The sequence below is a fragment of the Streptomyces hirsutus genome (assembly GCF_001418415.1).
Taxonomy (GTDB): Bacteria; Actinomycetota; Actinomycetes; order Streptomycetales; family Streptomycetaceae; genus Streptomyces; species Streptomyces hirsutus.
This window is the reverse complement of the sequence record NZ_LIQT01000139.1, coordinates 1-17748: the sequence shown is the minus strand read 5'-3', so window position 1 is coordinate 17748 and position 17748 is coordinate 1. Positions and strand designations below refer to the sequence as shown.

The following is a 17748-nucleotide window of genomic DNA, read 5'->3' as shown; positions in this document are numbered from 1 at the left end:
GGCCGAGGGCGGGGCCGCGCGGTTGCGTGAGGTGCGGAGTGCGTGGCAGGGACTACTGGAGTTGCGGCGCATGTCGCACCCGGACGGTGCCACCGACCGGCCCTGCGGCTGGGAGCGCGGCCATCTGGTGCAGGCCGCCGCGCTCGCCCTGGAAGCCGCAGGGCATCGTCCCGCCGGAGAGGGCGCCGGGACCGGCGGCTACCGGGTGCGGGAGACGCCGCAGCCGGAGGCCGTCGCCGTGTACGAGGCGGACGGCGAGGCGCTGCGGGCCTGCGCGGCCACTCTGGAGGCGGCCGGCTGGCAGGCCGGGGAGTACACGGAGCCGCGGACGCGGGCCCGGTACCTGCTGGCCTCCCCGCGCCGCGCATGAGGGGACGTGCCAGGATCGGTGCCCGACGCAGCGAACCGAGCAGGCATGAAGGGGCAGCAGTGAGTGAGCCGTTTTCCGTCCGGGTGACCGTGCGCGGATACGAGACCGATGTGCAGGGCCACCTCAACCAGGCCGTGTACCTCAACTACGCGGAGCACGCGCGCTGGGAGCTGTTCCACAAGGCGGGGATCACGCAGTCCGCGCTCGCCGCGCGGGGCGTGGGGCCGGTCGTCCTGGAGACCACCATCCGCTACAAGCGCGAGCTGCTCGCCGGCGAAGAGGTCGATGTGACCTGTGCCTTCTCCTGGAACACCGGCAAGACGTTCCGCGTGGAGCAGGTCATCACCAAGGCGGACGGCACGGTCTCGGCCGAGATCACGGGCGTCGCCGGTGCGCTGGACCTCAAGCAGCGCAAGCTGCTGCCGAACCCGCGGGACGTCTTCCGGGAGCTGGCCGAGGACCCGGGCCTGTTCGGCCTGTAGAACCACGGAACCGACGGACGAGACGTACCGACGGACAAACCGTCGGACGGCTGCCGGCCGTACCGGGGGCTCGCCTCCCGATACGGCCGCACGTCGTTCCGGCCGGGCGTGAGGGCCGGGTGGACCTTGGGGTCGAAGTGGCCGGTGAGCCGGTGAGCCGGTCCAGGAAGCGGCACACCACCCCGTCGGTGAAACTCCCGGTGAGGACCATGAAGTGCGGCCGGCCCCTGGCGCTGATCGCCGGCATCACGTTCATTGAGAACCGGTTCCCGCCCCGCCGCACCTGCAGCAGCCGGACCGGCGCGATCACCGGCGGCGGGACCGTCTCACCGCCGGCTTGCGCCGGTTCCTTGATGCCGGGGATCCCGTGTATCGCGGGTGTATCGAAAATCGCATACGCCACCGCAACGCCCCTCCGTCTCCAATGGGGGCGTGAACCACAACGCACCCCTGTCGGCACCGCCCCGCCGCACGCGCGGGATCGTGCTTCTCGGCCTGGCGATCCTCGGCGTGGCGAGCGCCGCGTTCGTCGTGCGGCGGCCGCTCATGATGTCCGCTCCGATGTGCATGGCCGGGCGGTGGCACGGCTGCTTCGACACGTTCAACGGTGTGGTGCTCATCACGTTGGTCGCGCTGCCGTTGGCCGCGCTGGTGGTGTGGGCCCTGGCGCGCCGTCGGCGTGCCGCCGGCGTCACCTCGGCGTGGCGGATGTCGCTGGCCGAGGTGGGCATGGTCCACGGGACGGTGCCTTTCCTGTGGATGACCATGATGCCGGGCGCCGGGGCCGGCACCGTCCCCGGCCGGGTGAGCCTGGTACCACTGCGGGACCTGCTCACGATGGGGCCGCTCGGGATCGTCGGCAACCTGCTGATCTTCGCGGCGCTGGGGTTCTTCGCCCCGATGCGGTTCACGGCGTCGGCGTCCGTGCCGCGGATCCTGGCGCTCGGGGCGGGCTGCTCGGCCCTGGTCGAAATCGCCCAGTACGTCCTGCGGCTGGACCGGGTGTCCTCCGTGGACGACGTACTGGTCAACGCCACCGGCGCCGTGCTGGCCGCGCTGGCGTCGCGCCGCTGGTGGCGCACCACGGCAAAAGCGCCGTCGGACCAGCCCCGCCCCGTGCCGGCACCGGCAGGCTGAGTCGTGCGTACCGGTGTGCACACGTCTTTGCATACGTCGGCGATATACGTGTTGCTTAGGCTTCGGACATGCGCGTACTGATCGTGGAGGACGAGCCCTACCTGGCCGAAGCCGTCCGTGACGGTCTCCGGCTGGAAGCGATCGCCGCCGACGTCGCCGGCGACGGCGACTCCGCGCTGGAACTGCTCGACGTCAACTCCTACGACCTCGCGGTCCTCGACCGCGACATCCCCGGCCCCTCCGGCGACGAGGTCGCCCGGCGCATCGTCGCCTCCGGCAGCGGCATCCCGATCCTCATGCTCACCGCCGCCGACCGGATCGACGACAAGGCGTCCGGGTTCGAGCTCGGTGCCGACGACTACCTCACCAAGCCGTTCGAGCTGCGGGAGCTCGTCCTGCGGCTGCGGGCGCTCGACCGCAGGCGCGCGTACGCCCGGCCCCCGGTCCGCGAGATGGCGGGCCTGCGCCTCGACCCCTTCCGCCGGGAGGTCTTCCGCGACGGACGCTACGTCGCGCTCACCCGTAAACAGTTCGCCGTGCTCGAAGTCCTCGTCGCCGCCGAAGGCGGGGTCCTCAGCACCGAAGAGTTGTTGGAACGGGCCTGGGACCAGAACGCCGACCCCTTCACCAACGCCGTCCGCATCACCGTCTCCGCATTGCGCAAACGGCTCGGCGAACCATGGATCATCGCCACGGTGCCGGGTGTCGGCTACCGCATCGACACCGGCCCCGGCACCACCCGCCCCGGCAGTACGCATGCATAGGCGCCCGGGGCTCAGCGTCCGACTGAAACTCACCCTCAGCTACGCCGGGTTCCTCGCCGTCGCCGGCGCTCTCCTGCTGGCCGTGGTGTGGGTGTTCCTGCTGCGCTACGTACCCGACAGCCCCAAGGGCCTTCTCGGGGTCTCACCCAACCGCTACCTCCTGGTGCGCGTCTTCGCCCCCGCCGCGGCCGTGGCGATGGTCTTCCTGCTCGTGTTCGGTCTCGTCGGGGGATGGATCCTCGCCGGCCGGATGCTCGCACCGCTCACACGGATCACGGCCGCGGCGCGGACAGCCGGGAACGCATCGCTGTCCCACCGGATCCGCATGGAAGGCCGCCAGGACGAATTCCGTGAACTCTCCGACGCGTTCGACAGCATGCTCGAACAACTCGAGTCGCACGTCGCCGAGCAGCGGAGGTTCGCCGCGAACGCCTCCCACGAACTGCGCACCCCGCTGGCCATCTCGCAGACACTGCTCGACGTCGCCCGCAGGGACCCCACGCGGGACCAGGACGAACTCCTCGCACGCCTGCAGGCCGTCAATACGCGCGCGATCGACCTCACCGAAGCCCTCCTGCTGCTCAGCCGCAGCGACCGCGGGACCTTCACCCGCGAGAGCGTCGACCTCTCCCTCGTCGCCGAAGAGGCCGCCGAAACCCTGCTCCCCCTCGCCGAACAGCGCGGGATCACGCTCGACGTCACCGGCGGAGCGGCACGGGCCGGCGGCTCCGCGGAGCTCCTGCTGCGGATGATGACGAACCTCGTCCAGAACGCCATCGTCCACAACCTCCCCGCCGGCGGCACCGTGACGGTCCACACCGAAGCACAGGGCGACGCGAGCGTGGTGCGGGTCGAGAACACGGGTCATCCGCTCCCGCCGGAACTGGTGCCGACCCTCACCGAACCCTTCCAGCGCGGAACGCAGCGCGCACGCACCGACGAGCACGCCGGCGTCGGCCTCGGCCTCGCCCTCGTGCACAGCATCGTCCGCGCCCATGACGGGACCCTCGGCCTCGTCCCCCGCCCCGCCGGCGGTCTCCTCGTCACGGTTCGGCTTCCCGGCATGCCGTAAGCGCCGTCCCCGGGCGGGGCCCACCTGCCCGCCGCCCCGCTCGGCCCACTGCCGACCCGCGCGGGCCCGGTGGAAGAGGTGACCGGATCCCGAGCGCACTGCCGAACTCGACCGCATCGAGCATGTCCTGGACCGCCCCAGGCCGTCACTCACCGAAGGAAAGCGGTGATCAGCCCGCCCTGCCGCGGGGGCGGAAGGCCGTGCGCTTCCCCCAGGGGGCAGGGCCGTACGTCACCTGCGGCGCGGAGGCCACTTCCGCTTTCACCCGGTGGAAGTTTCCGCCGCCGGGATGACAACATCCCTGGCCGTCCGAACCGCCACCGGACCAACACCTCGCCGACCATCCCGAGCGGTTTCCCGACCTGGACGGTGTGGCAGTACACCAGCACCGGCTCGGTCGGCGGCGTCGCCGGCACCGTGGACCGCAACCAGTTCAACGGCTCACGGGACCGGCCCCTGGCCCTCGCCGACAACACGTGATCCATACCCGCATCTTCCGTACCGGCACGGCCCGTACCGGAAGCGCGGACCGATGCCGCCCCACCACGTCCGTCACAGCGCATCCGGCACTCCCGCACAACCGAGCGCCTCCGCATGTGAACACGCGGTGGAGCCGACCCCACCTCACAGGGCGGCCTGAGGACATGGCGGGCCCGCCCGGGACAACCCGGGCGGGCCGGTGCCCCGTTCAGGACCCGCGCTCAGTCCTGGGCCGCGATCGCGGCCAGCCTCCGGGCCTGCGCCCGGGTGGTGCGGGCGATCTCGTCCTCGTCGGCCGTGCGCAGCCGGCCGCCCTCCACGATCTGGCGGCCGTTGACGAACGACGCCGTGACCGGCGCCGGCGCACCGAGGACCAGCGCGGCCACCGGGTCGGCGATGGAGGCGTGGGCGAGGGTGTCCATCCGCCACAGCACCAGGTCGGCGAGCTTGCCCGGCTCCAGCGAGCCGATCTCCGCCGCCCGGCCCAGGACCCGGGCGCCTCCGTGGGTTCCCAGACGCAGTGCCTGACGCACCGTCAGGGCGGTCTCGCGGTGCGGACCGAGGCGGTTGACGAGCAGGGCGTTGCGCAGTTCGGTGTGCAGTTCGCCGGACTCGTTGGACGCGGTGCCGTCCACGCCGAGACCGACCGGGACCCCGGCGGCCAGCAGGTCGGGGACGCGGGCGATCCCGGCGGCGAGGCGGGCGTTGGAGGAGGGGCAGTGGGCGACGCCCGTCCCGGTGCGGGCGAAGGCGGCGATGTCGGAGTCGTTCATGTGGACGCAGTGCGCCATCCACACGTCCTCGCCGAGCCAGCCGGTGGACTCGAAGTAGTCGGTCGGGCCCCTCCCGAACAGTTCGTGGCAGAACTTCTCCTCCTCCACCGTCTCCGACCCGTGCGTGTGCAGGCGCACGCCGAGACCGCGCGCCAACTCCGCTGACTGCCGCATCAGTTCGGTGGAGACGGAGAACGGGGAGCAGGGTGCCACGGCGACCCGGGTCATGGCGTCGAAGGAGGTGTCGTGGTGCTGCCGGACGGTCTCCTCGGTCGCGGCGAGGGCGTCCTCGATCGTCTCCACGGCGAAGTCCGGGGGCAGGCCGCCGTCCTTCTCACCGCGGTCCATCGAACCGCGGGCCAGGGTGAAGCGGACGCCCATGTCGCGGGCGGCGCGGATGACGGCGCCGGACAGGTCGCCGGAGCCGCGCGGGAACACGTAGTGGTGGTCCACGGCGGTGGTGACACCGCCGCGGGCCATCATCGCGAGGGAGCCCCGGGCGGCGGCGTGCACCATCGGCTCGTCGAGGCGCGCCCAGGTCGGGTACAGCGCGACGAGCCAGTGGAACAGGTTCTGGTCGGTGGCCAGGCCCCGGGTGAGCCACTGGTAGAAGTGGTGGTGGGTGTTGACCAGACCGGGCGTGGCCAGGTGACCGGTGGCGTCGATGCGGCGGACGACGTTCTCCAGGCCCTCGGGGGCCCTGCCCGCGCCGAGCGACTCGATGCGGTGGCCGGCGAGGACGAGGTGTCCGGAGGCGTACTCGGTGTCCTTCGCGTCGACGGTCGCGATCGCGCAGTTCTCGATGACGATGCGCTGGACTGCTTCCATGGTTCGTCTCTCCACTCGCTCCACCCGCTCCGCACGTTCCCTTTGTTCTCTTCGTTCTCTTCGTTCTCTTCGTTCTCAGAGGTTGGTGAGGTCCGCCGGTATGAGCGCCTCGCAGCCGTCGCGCAGGATCGTGGCTTCGATCAGGCCGTAGGGGCGGTCGGAGGCGAGGTACACGGCGCCGTCCGCGCTGTCGTCGTCGAGCCCGAAGGGTTCCAGGTCCACCTGGAAGTGGTGTCTGTTGGGGAGGGAGAAGCGGACCTCGTCTATCTCCTCACGGTGCTCGATGATCTGCGCGCCCATCCGGTACATCGTCTGCTGGAGGGACAGGGAATACGTCTCGGCGAAGGCCTGGAGCAGGTGCTGCCTCGTCCGCGCGTAGGACGTCTCCCAGTCGGGCATCGGCTGCCCGTCGTCGGTCCAGTTGAACCGCCAGCGGGCGGCGACCGAGGTGGCGAGGACGCGGTCCCGGGTCTCCTTCAGGGTCGTGTACCTGTCCTTGACGAAGCCGTGGAACTCGGAGTCGGTGGAGTTCAGCACCGCCAGGTCCTTCAGGCCCGAGACGATCTCCCACCGCCCGCCGTCGTAGGTGACCTGCGTGAGCCGGGTCTCCTGGCCCCTGCGGACGAAGGAGTGCTCGCCGCGCTCCCGCTGGTGGGTGCCGGAGGTGGCGATCCTGTCCCAGGCGTATTCCTCGACGCGGATGCGGGCCCGGTGGATGGGCTCCTGGGAGGTGACGAAGTGCCGGGCGAGGTGGATGCCGAACTGCTCGGCGGACTCGATGCCGTGCTCCTTGGCGAAGGCGAACACGGTGTTCTTGGTGGTGTCGGTCGGCAGGACGTTGGCGTTGGAGCCGGAGTAGTGGACGTCCTCCATGTCGCCGGACAGGGCGACGGAGACGTTCAGGTCCTTGATGTGGTGGGTGGCGCCGTTCCTCGTGATCCTGACGACGCGGTTCTCCGCTTTGCCGTACTGGTTCGGGCCGAGAATCGTGGGCATGTCTGCTAGCTCCCTCGGTATACGGAGTAGCCGAACGGGTTGAGCAGCAGCGGTACGTGGTAGTGCTCGCCCGCTAGGACGGCGAACGTGATCGCCACCTCCGGGAAGAACACTCCGGTGCCGCTGTCCCGATGCGCGGGGGCGTCCTGCTGCGCCTCGGCTCGCCTGTCGGTGGGATGTGGCTCGAAGTACGGCTCCACGGCGAAGTCGAGCCGTACGTGGGTGGTGCCCTCCGGCAGCGCCGGGAGGTCCTTGCACCGCCCGTCCTCGTCGGTCGCGGAGCCGCCGAGCGCCTGCCAGTGCCCCTCCCGGCCCGAGCGGGCGGAGAGCCGGACGGCGACGCCCCGGGCGGGGCGGCCGACGCTGGTGTCCAGGATGTGCGTGGAGACGGAAGCGGTGGTCTCGGTGCTCATGCGGGCACTGCTCCTAGAGAGGTCGGGGCTGTCGGTCCGCTTCGACGAGCCGGGCCAGGCGGATGCGGTTGATGCTCCCCAGCTCGGTGCGGACGGTCTCGCGTTCCCGCTCCGGCGTGTTGCCCAGGCGTTCCCTGGCCGCGTCGCGCATCTGCTCGCCGGTCCGGCCGGTGGCACAGATGAGGAACACATGACCGAACTTCTCCTGGTAGGCAAGGTTCAGCTCGACCATCTCCGCCTTGAGGCGGTCCGACGCGGAGGCCATGCCGCTCTGCTCCCGCGTCGAGGCCGGGTCACCGGTCCGGGGTCTGCCGATCGGCGGGTGCCCGGCCATCGCCTCGTCGAGGTCCGCCGCGATCAGCGCGCTCGTGGCGGCGTCGGCGGCGGCGTACAGATCACCGGCGGTCGTGTACGGGCGGCCGGCGAGCAGCCGCCGGGCCCACGCGGTGGAGGCGCACACCTCGTGGAGGGCGGCGAGGGCCGCGCTCTCCTCCAGGTCGTTGAAGCGGGCCAGGCCCTGCGGTGTGGAAGCGGATGTCACGGAAGCCTCCCCCGGCCGGGACCGGCCGTCCTGCGGAACGGGCGTGCGAACAGCTAACGCCGCCCCGGACCACCACGTCAACAGTTTGTTGAAAAACGCGGCGGCCGGGCCACCCTCGAAAACCTGCCGCAGCCCTTCAGGAACACCTCAGAGGCCCCTCAGGAGCTCTTCTCCCGGTTGAGGTAGTTGTAGACGGTGAAGCGGCTGACGCCGAGCGCGCCCGCCACCGTCTCGACACCGTGCCGGACGGCGAAGGCGCCGCGCGCCTCCAGGCTCCGCACGATCTCCTGCTTGGCCCTGCGGTCCAGGTCGGCGAGGGGTCTGCCGTGCCGGCGCTCCAGCGCGGCGAGGAGGTGATCGAGGGAGTCGGCGAGCTGGGGCAGGCGCACGGCGACGGCGTCGGTGCCCTCCCAGGCGAGGACGACGTCGTCGGGACCGGCCTCGTCGGGCGGGAGCAGCCGCCCGCCCATGGCGTCGACGAGCGGCTTGACGGCGGCGATGAACGACTCGTCCGCCCTGCCGCTCATCCCTCGGCCTCCGCGATCACGTTGACCTGGAGCGAGACCCGGGTCGCACCGGCCTCCAGGCTGCGGCGCAGCAGGGCGTCCACGGCGGCGAGGACCACGTCGGCGCCGCCCTCCGCGGTGTTCCCGAACGGCCCGACGTCCACCGAGTCCAGCGCGGCCCCCTCCACGACCTCCCGGGCCACCACCGCATGCGCGGGCGCCACGTCCAGATCGAAGGGCTCGGTCGTGAACTCCACTCTCAATCGCATTGCACTCCCCGAACGCACCCTTGACCTGCACTTTTACCCGGACCACCCACCGCGAGGGCACATCAGGGCACGACAGGGACGCATCAGTCGACTGCTTCACCACCGCGATGCGCCCCGGACCAATCGATTTCACTGGGACGGAGCCGCTTCGTCCGCCACGAGGGGACCCTAACCGACCGGGGCATCCCTCCGCCTTGCACGTGCCCGAGCCGCCCGCGCAACGCCATGGCCCCCTAGCTGGTCGTCCTGCATCCGGCCGCCCCGTCGAGCGCGCACCGGCCCGTCGGCTCCGGGCATCTGCCCGCAGACACCGCATCGCCTGGCCCGCAGACAGAAACCAGGCCGGAATCCCGGCAGGAGCCGGGTCCCACCACCGGCGTCACCGCGCCCCCTGGGCCGTCAAGCGGACAGGTCGCGTGCAGGGGTGCCGGCTCCCTGTACGTCGAACCGTCACGGCGGCGGCTCTGGCCGGCCCGGTGTGGTGTCTCCATGGCCGGGCACGGGGACCTGGCCGACAGGACGGCGAGTGCGGCGGCGATCGGCAGGGCAGCGAGGACGACGCGTGCCGGACGTGGCCTGCGTGGACCGGGCGGTGGGGCGAGGGCGACGACGGCGTCCAGCAGCAGCCGTACGCCGAGGTCGGAGACTGCGGCACCGAAGAACACCGACGTGGAGCAGCCCGCCAGGAACGCCTCAGCTAACGTCAGGGTATGAGCCATCCGCACCCCGAACTCAAAGCCGCCCCGCCCCTGCCCGAAGGAGGGCTGAGGGTCACCGCCTTGGGCGGCCTGGGCGAAATCGGCCGCAACATGACCGTCTTCGAGCACGCCGGCAAGCTGCTCGTCGTCGACTGCGGGGTGCTGTTCCCCGAGGAGACGCAGCCCGGGGTGGACGTGATCCTGCCCGACTTCACGTCGATCAGGGACCGTCTGGACGACATCGCGGCCGTCGTCCTGACCCACGGACACGAGGACCACATCGGGGGCGTGCCCTATCTGCTGCGTGAGCGGTCCGACATTCCCGTCGTCGGGTCGAAGCTGACGCTGGCGTTCCTGGAGGCCAAGCTCAAGGAGCACGGCATCCGGCCGCGGACGGTACGGGTGAAGGAAGGCGACCGGCGGGGCTTCGGCCCCTTCGACTGCGAGTTCGTCGCGGTCAACCACTCCATCCCGGACAGCCTCGCCGTGGCGATCCGTACCGGCGCCGGGCTGGTGCTGCACACCGGTGACTTCAAGATGGACCAGTTCCCCCTCGACGACCGCATCACCGACCTGCGCGCCTTCGCCCGCCTGGGCGAGGAGGGTGTGGATCTGTTCCTCACCGACTCGACCAACGCCGAAGTGCCCGGCTTCACCACCTCCGAGCGGGAACTGAATCCGGCGATCGAGCAGGTGATGCGCACCGCGCCCCGGCGGGTCATCGTCTCCAGCTTCGCCAGCCATGTGCACCGCATCCAGCAGGTCCTGGACGCCGCCCACCAGCACGGCCGCAAGGTGGCGTTCGTGGGCCGCTCGATGGTCCGCAACATGGGCATCGCCCGCGAGCTGGGCTATCTGAAGGTCCCCTCCGGTCTGGTCGTGAGCACGAGGGAACTGGAGAAGCTCCCCGACCACCGGATCACCCTGGTGTGCACCGGATCGCAGGGCGAACCGATGGCCGCGCTGTCGCGGATGGCCAACCGCGACCATCAGATCCGCATCGGCGAGGGCGACACGGTCCTGCTCGCCAGTTCCCTGATCCCCGGCAACGAGAGCGCCATCTACCGGGTGATCAACGGGCTGACCCGGTGGGGCGCCCACGTCGTCCACAAGGGCAACGCCAAGGTGCACGTCTCCGGGCACGCCAGCGCCGGCGAACTCGTCTACTGCTACAACATCGTCAAGCCTCGCAACGTCATGCCCGTCCACGGCGAGTGGCGCCATCTGCGGGCGAACGCCGACCTCGCCATCCGCACCGGAGTCGCCCCCGAGCGGGTCGTCGTCGCCGAGGACGGGGTCGTCGTGGACCTCGTCGACGGGCGCGCGTCCATCACCGGCAAGGTGCCCGCGGGCAACGTCTACGTGGACGGCATGGAGGTCGGCGGCGCAACCGAGGCGTCCCTCAAGGACCGCCTCACCCTGGCTGAGGAAGGCGTGGTCACGGTCGTGGCGATCGTGGACGCCGACACCGGCGCGCTGGCCGAGGCACCCGACTTCCTGGCCCGCGGCTTCGTCCACGACGAGACCACGTTCGAACCCGTCGTCCCCGTCATCGAGAAGACGCTGGCCACCGCCGCCGAGGAAGGCATCGGCGACGCACACCAGCTCGAACAGCTCATCGCCCGCGCCGTGGCCAATTGGGCGTTCCGCACCTACCGCCGCAAACCCCTCATCATCCCCGTCATCATCGACGCCTGACCGGACCGCGCCCCGTACCACCCCGGGCGCGGACTTCCGGGCGCCACCTCAGCGGCACCCCTGTGCCCAGCGGACATCGGAAAGGCGGACGGATGAGCCTGCGCTTCGAGGAGCTCGACTGGCAGGAGACACCGATCGGTGAGATCAGCCTGCGACGGCGCCGTCATCCGGTCTCGGGCGAGGAGGTGTACGAGGTCAAGCTCGGCGACGAGTTCTTGATGTCCAGCCTCTTCACCGCCGGCGAGATCGCGCTGGCGGAGCTGGGTCTGGCCGAACTGCCGAACACCGGACTGGACGTCGCCGTCGGCGGACTGGGTCTCGGATACACGGCCCGGGCAGCACTGGACGACCCCCGGGTCCGTAGGCTCACGGTGATCGACGCACTCGCGGAAGTCATCGACTGGCACCAGCGGGGCCTGGTCCCCCTCGGGACCGGGCTCGCGTCGGATTCCCGGTGCCGCCTGGTCCACGGCGATTTCTTCGCGAGGGCCTGCGGCACCGGCGGACTGGACCCGAAGGAACCGGACCTCCGGTTCCACGCCATCCTGCTGGACGTCGACCACTCGCCGCGTGATGTGCTCCACCCGCGCCACGCCGCGCTCTACCGGCCGTCCGGGCTCCGTTCTCTCGCCGGGCATCTCCGCCCCGGCGGCGTATTCGCCCTGTGGTCGAACGATCCCCCCGACGAACAGTTCCTCTCCGCCCTCACCGAGGTCTTCGCGGAGTCGGCGGCACATGTCGTCGAGTTCACCAACCCCCTGCAGGGCGGTACGTCGGCCAACACCGTCTATGTGGCCGGCACAAAAACAGGCGCGTCTTAACTCGTATCAACGCTTATTAAAAGGATCCACGGGCCGCCCGGGTCGCTTTTCCCGTCGGGTGGCCTTTCCTCCGGAGGCAGCGGACCGCGGGCGAACGTGTCGGGCCGGTCCGCGCAGACGCCCCGGCCCGCCTACCGAAGGCCGCCTGCCCTGCCGCTCCGTGATCAGCCGGGTCATCCGGTGATCCGGGGGGCATGCAGCGGTTCGGCACGTACCTCGAAGCCACCGCGGCCATCGAACCGCACCTCGCGCACCGCATCGAACCCGGCTTCCGTCGAGGGTTTGCGGAGCTGTCTCAGCGTGGCCAGGACGCCGGCGTCCGGGACGCGGGCACGGCCCTCGCGGGCGGCGTTGCGCCGCAGCGAGCCGGTCACGTCCGGTGGGAACCAGTACGCCGTCGCAGTGGCACCGTGGGCGTGGGCCAGTTCCACCAGCGGGGTCCACTCCCGCGGTGACGGGTTGGTGTTGTCCACGGCCACCGGCCGCCCGGCGACCAGGTGCTCGTCCACCAGCCGCATCTGCCGCCGCTGCTTGTTGCGGGCGCCCCGCGGGAACAGGTCCTTACTGACCAACGTGTACCGGCCGGACAGGCGCTGGTCGAAGAAGGTGGACTTCCCGGACGCCTGAAGTCCGACGAACACGGCCACGTCCGTTCCCGTCGTCATACGGCCACGATGCCACGCCGCCCGGTGATGTCCGACCATCACCGGAGGCCGGCTCCTGGGAGCGGAGCTCCCGCCGGACCGCGCTCGCCGCATGTTGGGGAGGTTCTTGCCCTGGGCCGCGGCGAGGGCCGCACAGACACCCACCGCCTGCCCGGTGGCCATCGAGACCGGCATGACGGGGGGCGATCCGTGCGGCTCGCAGGGGCGGCGCGCCTCGCTGTTGCAAAGGATCCCGCCCCTCGGAGCACGAGTCCGAGCACGAGCCCAGAAGTCGCCGGGCGCTCGGAGATGCGCTCCCTGCGCACGTCTTCCCACCCGACGACTTCCGCCTGCCCGCTGAGACGCGCCGGTGCGGGTTCCTCGTTCACCTCGTCCGCCCCGGCAGGCCGCCCCGCGCGCAGCACACCGATCCTCCGGCCCGGAAGGCAGGCGCCCGTTGAACACCGGCAGCTCCGTCTGAACACCGGCAGCTCCGTCGACCCCGCGACGCCCGGGGCACGTCAGGCTCCTCGTCGGTCCGGTGCTCGACTCGACCGCCCTCGTGCCGGTCGTCATCGGGCTGCCGGAACACACCCCGTCGGGCCCCCGCCTCCTCGGCTTCGAGTCGGGCATCGCCGACCTGGGCCGTCCTCGGCCTCCTCGCGGCCGCACACGGCGAAACGCGTCTCGCTGTCCGGAGCGGGGGACAGGACCGGCCCGCCCCTGTCGGCTGAGCCGCGGACGTCCTCTTCGGGGCAGGGAACGACACCGCCCGGTGGGGCGGGAATGACTGAGCCTCTGCCGTCAGGGGTGAGGTGGGCCGCCTCGTGAGGTCGTCAGGGTGCTGTACGGCCGTGCGTGCTCGGCGCTTCGGCGGTGTGCGCCCGCTGGAAGGTGCCGTAGAGGAGCCACAGGGACGGGATCAGCAGAACGGCGCCGCAGGCGAGGACGATGAGGCAGGCGGAGAGCACGGCGGGCTGGGAGGCGGCTCGGTCCACGGTAAGGCTGCCGATCAGCATGGCGGGGTACTGGGCCGCGCCCCACGCCCACAGGATCGCGGCGACGGCCAGCGCGGCCGCTCCGCGCGCCGCGACATGGCGCCGCCGGATGAGCAGGCCGAGGCCCACGACACCGCTGACCGTGCTGAGCAGGACCAGCGGCAGCGCCCGGTGGGTGAGCCCGTGGAAGAGCTGGGGGGCGTCCACGTGCAGCACGGCGATGCCGGCCAGGGCGACGGCTCCGCTCGCCAGTCCGCTCGCCACGGCCCGTCGGGCGAAGACCCGCGCCAGCTCGGGATCGCCCTCGCGGTCGGCGTCCGCGCACAGATAGACGGCGGCGAGATGGGCGCAGGCCAGGACCGCCAGGACGCCGCCGAGCACGGAGGTGGGGTTGAGCCAACTGGTGATCACATCGCCCCGGGCGAGCCCGGCCGGTACCCGGCCGGAGGCGACTCCACCGGCGACGGCGCCGAGGAAGAACGGGGTGACCAGCGAGGACACGGCGAAGCACGCACCGAAGAGCCGACGCTGCCACAGCTCGGTGCTGGCCTTGCGGAAGGCGAAGGCGGCGCCGCGGGCGATGATGCCGAGCGCGGAGAGGGTCAGCGGCAGGTAGAGGGTGGACATCACGGCGGCGAAGACCGGCGAGAACCCGGACCAGAGCAGCACGACGACGAAGATGAGCCAGACGTGGTTGGCCTCCCAGATCGGCCCGATGCTGTGCTCGATCAGCCGCCGTTGTGAGGCGCCCCGGCGCGCGCCGCCGGCGAGCAGGTCCCACACACCGGCGCCGAAGTCGGCGCCTCCGAACAAGGCGTAACAGGTCAGCCCGATCCACATGACGGCGAGGGCGGTGTCGGCGAGCACGGGACCTCCATGGCAGACGTCGTTGGTGAGGACGGCGGTGGAGGAGTCGAGATGAGGGCCCCGGGGACCGGACCGGTCCGGTCCGGCGAGCCGAGGACGGTGTCCCGGTCAGACCACGGGATACTCCCGCACATCCGCCTCCTGGGGTGCGGCCGGAATGGCCGTACCACGTGCCAGACGGCGGAGCACGTAGACCGTGGCGGCGGTCATGGCGGCGTACACCACCAGCACCAGCCACAGCCCCACCATCAGGCCGGGCGCCGGGTTGACGGCGTCCCGTACGCTCATCACCCCCCAGACGATCCACGGCTGCCGGCCCAGCTCGGTGACGCTCCAGCCGCTCTCCAGCGCGACCACGGAAGCCGGACCGGCGAGTGCGACGAGCACCAGCAGCAGGCGGCTCCCGCGCCGGTCGAGGAGTTCGCCGCCGGAGCGCCGGGTGCGCCACCACGCCAGGAACAGCCACAGGCCGAGGGCCAGCAGGAAGAAGCCGACGGCGACCATGAGGTCGAAAGCCCAGTGCACACCGGTGACGGGGGGCCACTGGCTGCGGGGCACCTGGTCCAGTCCTTTCACCACCGTGTCCGTCCGGTATCCGATCAGCAAGGAGAGCCCGTCGGGGATCTCCAGCCCGTACTTCAGCCCGTCCTGCCCGGCGACACCGCCGATGGTGAGCGGGATGTGGGAGCCGGTGCGGTACACGCCCTCGATGGCCGCCAGTTTCACCGGCTGGTAGTCGGCCAGGAATCGGGCGACCCAGTCGCCCACGACGATCTGGAAGGGCGCGACCACTGCCCCGACGGTGAACGGGATGGCGAAGCCCGCCTTGTGGTAAGCGTCGCGCCGGCCTCGCAGCAGGGCAACGGCGTACACGGCGGCGGTCAGGAACGAGGCCACCATGAACGCTGCGAGGATCATGTGCACGGTCTGCGGCGGGCTCGCCGGGTTCAGCATCGCCGCCCAGGGATCCACGTGTACGACCTTGCCGTCGCGCAGGGTGAATCCGCGGGGCTGGTTCATCCAAGCGTTCGCGCAGACGACGAAGAACGCGGAGGCGGTACCCGCGATCACGATGGGGATGCCCGTCAGCAGGTGCCTGCGCGGCGGCAACCGGTCCCAGGCGTACAGATAGATGCCGAGGAAGATGGCCTCGATGAAGAACGCGATGCCCTCCAGCGCGAAGGGCAGCCCGATGACCTGACCGAAGCGTCCCATGAGGCCGGGCCACAGCAGCCCCATCTCGAAGCTGAGGATCGTACCGGACACCGCACCCACCGCGAACAGCACGCCCATGGCCCGCGCCCAGCGCCGGGCCAGCAGTTTCAGCGCCGCGTCGTTCCTGCGGATGCCCAGCCACTCGGCGAGGAGGGTGAGCGCGGGCAGGCCCACGCCGAGGCAGGCCACCACGATGTGCCAGGCCAGGGAGAAGCCCATCTGCGCCCGCGCCGCCGACAGGTCCCCCTCGGTCGCGGCGCGTGCCAGGAGCACTACGGGCCACGGAGCGGAGCCGACAGCGATGGCGTTCACAAGCACTCTCCCGCATGCCTGAAGGACTATCGCCGCAGGCTGCCCCCAGCATCGCCGGCACCGGCCCACAGCCATTCCGGAATACCCCTCACATTTCTTGACAAACCAGCCATAGGCATGAATGGCCGGCTGCCCTGATCGCCCCCACTCGGACGACGTGGCGCCGTACGCCACGAGGGGAGCTCGATCCGGAATTCGACCGGCCACGGCGCGAGCTCGGCCTGCCGCGCCGCCGCACGCAGAACCCCCGCCGGTGCGGACCAGCGGGGGATTCCTCGTCCCACGCGCTCGCGCAGGTCTCACCAACTGTGCCGACCCCCTCGGACGGCAGGGACCTGACCTGCGATTAAGCCCCTGGCCTGGATCAGTTGAACCGCACAGGACGCCGACTGCGACCTGTGCCGGGGCGGGGCGGGTCGGGTCGAGCCGAGTCGGGTCAGGTCAGGTCGGGTCAGGTCGGGTCGGGGCGATGCCGCATCAGCTGCAAGGCGTCCCTCACCCACCTCCCCACAGGGCGCATCCAGGGCACACGTACCTGGGAAACGCTGCGAAGCGGCGAGAACAGGTGAGGGGCGTTCCTGCAGGCCGGCACGGGCCGGGGAGCGTTCTCGCAGGCCAGAGCCGCGCCACAGGACTTCACTCGCCCTCGCACATGCTCAACCCCGCCGCTCCGATCACTCCCCCGCACCGGCCGGGAGCACCCCGGCCCGAGCCCCCGGAGCCGGGCGGGGGTGAACGGGCAGGGGCGCGCAGGCCGGGCCCGGCAGGTCTTCGACCTTTCCGCACTCTTGCCGCCCGCTCCCCTTGACAGCCTCCGAGCCCCACGGGCAATCTTCCATCAGACAGAAGAAAGTTTCCATAATTCGGAATCCAAGGAGCGATTGACGTGACCGGAAGGGAGTGCGGCCCCGATGCCACCAGGTGCTGAGTGGAGTACCGCCGCAGACCGGCGCTTCGACGTCAACCTGTCGATCCTCTTCACCGAACTCCCGCTCCTGGAGCGCCCCGCGGCAGCCGCCGCGGCCGGCTTCACCGCGGTCGAGCTGTGGTGGCCCTGGGCCGACTCGCCGACACCTGCGCGGTCCGAGCTCGACGGGCTGAGAAAGGCGATCGAGAACGCTGGCGTCCGGCTCACCGGCCTGAATTTCTACGCAGGACGGCTCCCCGGCCCCGACCGCGGCGCCCTGTCGCTCCCGGGCGAGGAATCGGAGCGGTTCCGCGCCCATGTCGACGTGGCCGCGGACTTCGCCGGGTCCCTCGGCTGTACGGCCCTCAACGCGCTGTACGGCAATCGCGTCGAAGGCGTGGACCCGGCCGAGCAGGACGCGCTCGCCCTGGAGAACCTCGTCCTCGCCGCCGGCGCCGCCGACCGGATCGGCGCGATGCTGCTGATCGAGGCGCTGAACCGGCCCGAGTCGCCGCGGTACCCACTGGTGTCGGCCCCGGCGGCGGTGGAAGTCGTCGACCGGGTGAACGCGGCCACGGGGCTCGGCAACGCCCGGTTCCTGATGGACCTGTACCACCTGGCCATGAACGGCGAGGACCTGCCGGCGGTGATCGAGCGGTACGCCTCGATGACCGGCCATGTGCAGATCGCCGACAGCCCCGGCCGTGGCGCCCCCGGCACGGGAGTGCTCCCGCTGGAGGACCTTCTGGGCCGCCTGCGCACAGCGGGCTATACGGGCTGGGTCGGTCTGGAGTACAAGCCCGGCGACCGGCCGAGCGCGGAGGCCTTCGACTGGCTGCCCCGCGAGGCCCGCGCCGCCCGCTGACCATCCGCTGTGCAGTCCGCTGTGCAGACGTGTGACGTGTACGGAGAGGCACTCCCACCATGAGCCACACCCACGGCACCCACGGCACCCCC

General features: G+C 71.1%; 16 protein-coding genes and 2 pseudogenes. 9 read left to right on the top strand and 9 right to left on the bottom strand.

Going from position 1 to position 17748, the window contains the following annotated elements:
- The 6 genes and pseudogenes from AOK11_RS10925 to AOK11_RS39595 form a co-directional block, all read left to right on the top strand.
- A pseudogene (locus tag AOK11_RS10925) lies at positions 1–370 on the top strand (hypothetical protein); the annotation flags it as partial.
- Between the two features lie 59 nt (positions 371–429).
- Positions 430–852 carry an acyl-CoA thioesterase gene (locus AOK11_RS10920; RefSeq protein WP_055593468.1) on the top strand — a complete coding sequence of 141 codons (423 nt, stop codon included), beginning with the start codon at positions 430–432 and terminating at the stop codon, positions 850–852.
- A gap of 432 nt (positions 853–1284) precedes the next feature.
- A complete protein-coding gene (locus AOK11_RS10915; RefSeq protein ID WP_055593467.1) occupies positions 1285–1989 on the top strand; it encodes a VanZ family protein in 705 nt (234 codons plus the stop codon).
- A 68-nt stretch (positions 1990–2057) separates the two neighbouring features.
- On the top strand, positions 2058–2753 hold the full coding sequence (locus tag AOK11_RS10910) for a response regulator transcription factor (protein WP_055593466.1): 696 nt from the start codon (positions 2058–2060) through the stop codon (positions 2751–2753).
- Positions 2746–3825 (top strand): sensor histidine kinase, encoded by a 1080-nt coding sequence (locus AOK11_RS10905; protein WP_055593465.1) that lies wholly within the window; start codon positions 2746–2748, stop codon positions 3823–3825. The genes AOK11_RS10910 and AOK11_RS10905 overlap by 8 nt, the downstream gene beginning before the upstream one ends.
- Before the next feature lie 330 nt (positions 3826–4155).
- Positions 4156–4305 (top strand): annotated as a pseudogene (locus tag AOK11_RS39595) (lysozyme); the annotation flags it as partial.
- A 221-nt stretch (positions 4306–4526) separates the two neighbouring features.
- On the opposite strand, the gene AOK11_RS10900 reads toward AOK11_RS39595, so the two are convergent.
- The 6 genes from AOK11_RS10900 to AOK11_RS10875 form a co-directional block, all read right to left on the bottom strand.
- The gene (locus AOK11_RS10900) at positions 4527–5906 is read right to left on the bottom strand and encodes an 8-oxoguanine deaminase (protein WP_055593464.1); all 1380 of its coding nucleotides are present in this window, start codon (positions 5904–5906) and stop codon (positions 4527–4529) included.
- A 75-nt stretch (positions 5907–5981) separates the two neighbouring features.
- The gene (pucL, locus tag AOK11_RS10895) at positions 5982–6902 is read right to left on the bottom strand and encodes a factor-independent urate hydroxylase (protein WP_055593463.1); all 921 of its coding nucleotides are present in this window, start codon (positions 6900–6902) and stop codon (positions 5982–5984) included.
- Positions 6903–6907: 5 nt separating this feature from the next.
- Positions 6908–7315, bottom strand: coding sequence for a hydroxyisourate hydrolase (gene uraH / locus AOK11_RS10890; RefSeq protein WP_055593462.1), 408 nt, complete (start codon positions 7313–7315; stop codon positions 6908–6910).
- A 13-nt stretch (positions 7316–7328) separates the two neighbouring features.
- Entirely contained in the window at positions 7329–7856 is a 528-nt protein-coding gene (gene uraD, locus AOK11_RS10885) for a 2-oxo-4-hydroxy-4-carboxy-5-ureidoimidazoline decarboxylase (protein WP_055593461.1), read from the bottom strand.
- A 158-nt stretch (positions 7857–8014) separates the two neighbouring features.
- Complete coding sequence (locus AOK11_RS10880) at positions 8015–8383, bottom strand: helix-turn-helix domain-containing protein (RefSeq protein WP_055593460.1); 369 nt, start codon at positions 8381–8383, stop codon at positions 8015–8017.
- Complete coding sequence (locus tag AOK11_RS10875; RefSeq protein WP_055593459.1) at positions 8380–8631, bottom strand: YkoF family thiamine-binding protein; 252 nt, start codon at positions 8629–8631, stop codon at positions 8380–8382. The genes AOK11_RS10880 and AOK11_RS10875 overlap by 4 nt, the downstream gene beginning before the upstream one ends.
- A gap of 710 nt (positions 8632–9341) precedes the next feature.
- Between AOK11_RS10875 and AOK11_RS10870 the strand changes: the two genes are divergently transcribed.
- On the top strand, positions 9342–11027 hold the full coding sequence (locus tag AOK11_RS10870; RefSeq protein ID WP_055593458.1) for a ribonuclease J: 1686 nt from the start codon (positions 9342–9344) through the stop codon (positions 11025–11027).
- A gap of 92 nt (positions 11028–11119) precedes the next feature.
- Positions 11120–11848 carry a polyamine aminopropyltransferase gene (locus AOK11_RS10865; protein ID WP_055593457.1) on the top strand — a complete coding sequence of 243 codons (729 nt, stop codon included), beginning with the start codon at positions 11120–11122 and terminating at the stop codon, positions 11846–11848.
- Between the two features lie 173 nt (positions 11849–12021).
- Here the strand turns inward: AOK11_RS10865 and AOK11_RS10860 are convergent, their stop codons facing one another.
- The 3 genes from AOK11_RS10860 to AOK11_RS10850 form a co-directional block, all read right to left on the bottom strand.
- The gene (locus tag AOK11_RS10860) at positions 12022–12513 is read right to left on the bottom strand and encodes an AAA family ATPase (protein WP_055593469.1); all 492 of its coding nucleotides are present in this window, start codon (positions 12511–12513) and stop codon (positions 12022–12024) included.
- A gap of 815 nt (positions 12514–13328) precedes the next feature.
- Positions 13329–14357 (bottom strand): cytochrome d ubiquinol oxidase subunit II, encoded by a 1029-nt coding sequence (locus AOK11_RS10855; protein ID WP_055593456.1) that lies wholly within the window; start codon positions 14355–14357, stop codon positions 13329–13331.
- Between the two features lie 108 nt (positions 14358–14465).
- Positions 14466–15884 (bottom strand): cytochrome ubiquinol oxidase subunit I, encoded by a 1419-nt coding sequence (locus AOK11_RS10850; protein WP_055593455.1) that lies wholly within the window; start codon positions 15882–15884, stop codon positions 14466–14468.
- Positions 15885–16795: 911 nt separating this feature from the next.
- Here AOK11_RS10850 and AOK11_RS10845 point away from each other — a divergent pair.
- Positions 16796–17656, top strand: coding sequence for a TIM barrel protein (locus AOK11_RS10845; protein ID WP_055593454.1), 861 nt, complete (start codon positions 16796–16798; stop codon positions 17654–17656).
- Positions 17657–17748 lie beyond the last annotated feature (92 nt).